This is a genomic window from Herbaspirillum lusitanum P6-12, assembly GCF_000256565.1.
GTDB lineage: Bacteria > Pseudomonadota > Gammaproteobacteria > Burkholderiales > Burkholderiaceae_D > Herbaspirillum > Herbaspirillum lusitanum.
This window is the reverse complement of the sequence record NZ_AJHH01000034.1, coordinates 1-2,490: the sequence shown is the minus strand read 5'-3', so window position 1 is coordinate 2,490 and position 2,490 is coordinate 1. Positions and strand designations below refer to the sequence as shown.

Below are 2,490 nucleotides of genomic sequence, written 5' to 3'. Positions count from 1 at the left end.
GCAGGGCCTGCAGGTCGAGCAAATCGCCGGCCGCACGTGCTGCACGGCGGCGCGATGCAGCAGCACCGGAATCGACTTCGACGTCGGCGTGCGCGCCTTGTCGGCGAAGCTTTCCAGCGGCACCAGCGGATTGGTTTCCGGATAATAGCTGCCCAGGCAACCGCGCGGGATATCGTATTCGACCAGCAGGAAACCGTCGGCGCGACGCTCAATGCCGTCGTCCCAGACGCTGACCACGTCGACCCACTCGCCGTCCTTCAGACCCAACACGTCCAGATCCTGCTTGTTGATGAAGATCACGCGGCGCTGGCCGAACACGCCGCGATAGCGGTCGTCCATGCCGTAGATGGTGGTGTTGTACTGGTCGTGCGAACGTGTGGTCATCAGCGTCATCAGCTTGTCGCCGTGGATCTTGCGCGCGCGATGAATCGGCGTATCCAGCGGGATCGCATGCACCACGAAATTGGCCTTGCCGGTATCGGTTTTCCAGACGCGCTCACGCGACGCGACGCCGAGATGGAAGCCGCCCGGATTGGTGATGCGCTGGTTGTAATCCTTGAAGGAATCGTAGACTTTTTCGATGGCGTCGCGGATGCGCGAATAGTCTTCTGCGTACCACAGCCAGTCGATCTTCTTGCCGTTGTTGCGATGCTTCATGGTGGCTTCGGCGATGTTGGCGACGATCGCGGTTTCCGACATGCACAGTTCCGAGGCCGGCTTGTTGATGCCGTAGGAGACATGCACCATGCTCATCGAATCTTCCACCGTCACGCCTTGCGCGCCGCCGGCCTGCTTGTCGATCTCGGTGCGGCCCAGCGTCGGCAGGATCAGCGCATCCTTGCCATGCACCAGATGGCTGCGGTTGAGCTTGGTGGTGATGTGCACGGTCAGGTTGCACGAACGCATCGCATCGAAGGTGCGCGGCGTGTCCGGCGTGGCCATGGCGAAGTTGCCGCCGAGGCCGATGAAGACCTTGGTGCGGCCTTCCAGCATCGCCATCACCGAACCGACGGTGTCGTTGCCGTGATGCCGCGGCGCCTTGAATTCGAACACTTGTTCCAGGCGATCGAGGAAGGCATCGGTCGGCTTTTCGTCGATGCCGACGGTGCGGTCGCCCTGCACGTTGGAGTGGCCGCGCACCGGGCACAGGCCGGCGCCTGGGCGACCGATGTTCCCGCGCAGCATCATCATGTTGGACAACAGCTGGATGGTGCCAACCGCGTGCTTGTGCTGGGTCAGGCCCATGCCCCAGGTGGCGATCACGGCCTTGCCGCGTACGTAGATCTGGGTCAGTTTTTCGATGTCCTCGCGCGACACGCCGGACTCGCCGATGATGTCTTCCCAGTTCTGGGCGCGCGCATCGGCGGCGAATTCTTCAAAGCCCGAGGTGTGCTCGGCGATGAACTGCACGTCCAGCACGCGCTCTGCGCCTGCCGCCAGGGCCTCGTCGTCGAGTTCGATGGTGCGCTTGATGACGCCCTTGATCAGCGCCAGGTCGCCGCCCAGCGTCGGATGGATGAACATCGAGCTGATCTGGGTGCTGCCCATGGTCAGCATTTCCATCTTGCTTTGCGGATCGGCGAAACGCTCCAGGCCGCGCTCCTTGAGCGGGTTGATGGCCACGATGGTGGCGCCGCGCTTGGACGCATGGCGCAACTCGCCCATCATGCGCGGGTGATTGGTGGCGGGATTCTGGCCGAACAGGAACAAGGTGTCGCACAGGTCGAAGTCGTCCAGCAGCACCGTCCCCTTGCCGACGCCGACGGTGCCAGGCAGGCCGACGCTGGTCGGCTCATGGCACATGTTGGAGCAATCGGGGAAATTGTTGGTGCCGTATTGACGAACGAACAACTGAAACAGGAAAGCGGCTTCGTTGCTGGCGCGACCGGACACGTAAAAGTCGGCCATGTCGGGGGCCGGCAGCGCATTGAGATGTCTGGCGATCAGCTCGTAAGCCTGGGGCCAGGCGATCGGCACGTACTTGTCGCTGACGGCGTCGTAGACCATCGGCGCGGTCAGGCGTCCATGATCCTCAAGTTGGTAGTCCGACTGCTGCATCAGCTCGGCGACGGTGTGGCGCGCAAAGAACTCGTTGGTGACGCGCTTCTTGGTGGCTTCGGCCGCCACCGCCTTGACGCCGTTTTCGCAGAATTCGAAGGTGGAAGTGTGTTCACGGTCGGGCCAGGCGCAGCCGGGGCAATCGAAACCGTCCGGCTGGTTTTGCGACAACAAGGTACGCAGGCCCTTGCCGTCGGCGACGTGCTCCTTGACCAGGTTGAGCGCGACGTATTTCAGCGCACCCCACCCGCCTGCAGGATTGTTGTAGGTTTCGATCTTTGCTTTGCCAGCCTTGGCCATTTGTGCTCCACCAATACAATTTCAGATGGTGCCCAGTTTACGGCAAAGGGATCAAAGCGGCGTACACAGTACGCCCCGATTAAAAAGAGTACAGCGAGGAGTACAGCGAAGCGGACGGCGACGACGGCGCCA

Annotated in this window: 1 protein-coding gene; it reads right to left on the bottom strand. The window is 62.2% G+C overall.

Annotation, left to right across the window (positions count from 1 at the left end):
* Positions 1 to 2,358: FdhF/YdeP family oxidoreductase (locus tag HLUSI_RS26445; RefSeq protein WP_016832254.1), on the bottom strand; the 2,358-nt coding region annotated here is incomplete at its 3' end.
* Positions 2,359 to 2,490: the final 132 nt, after the last annotated feature.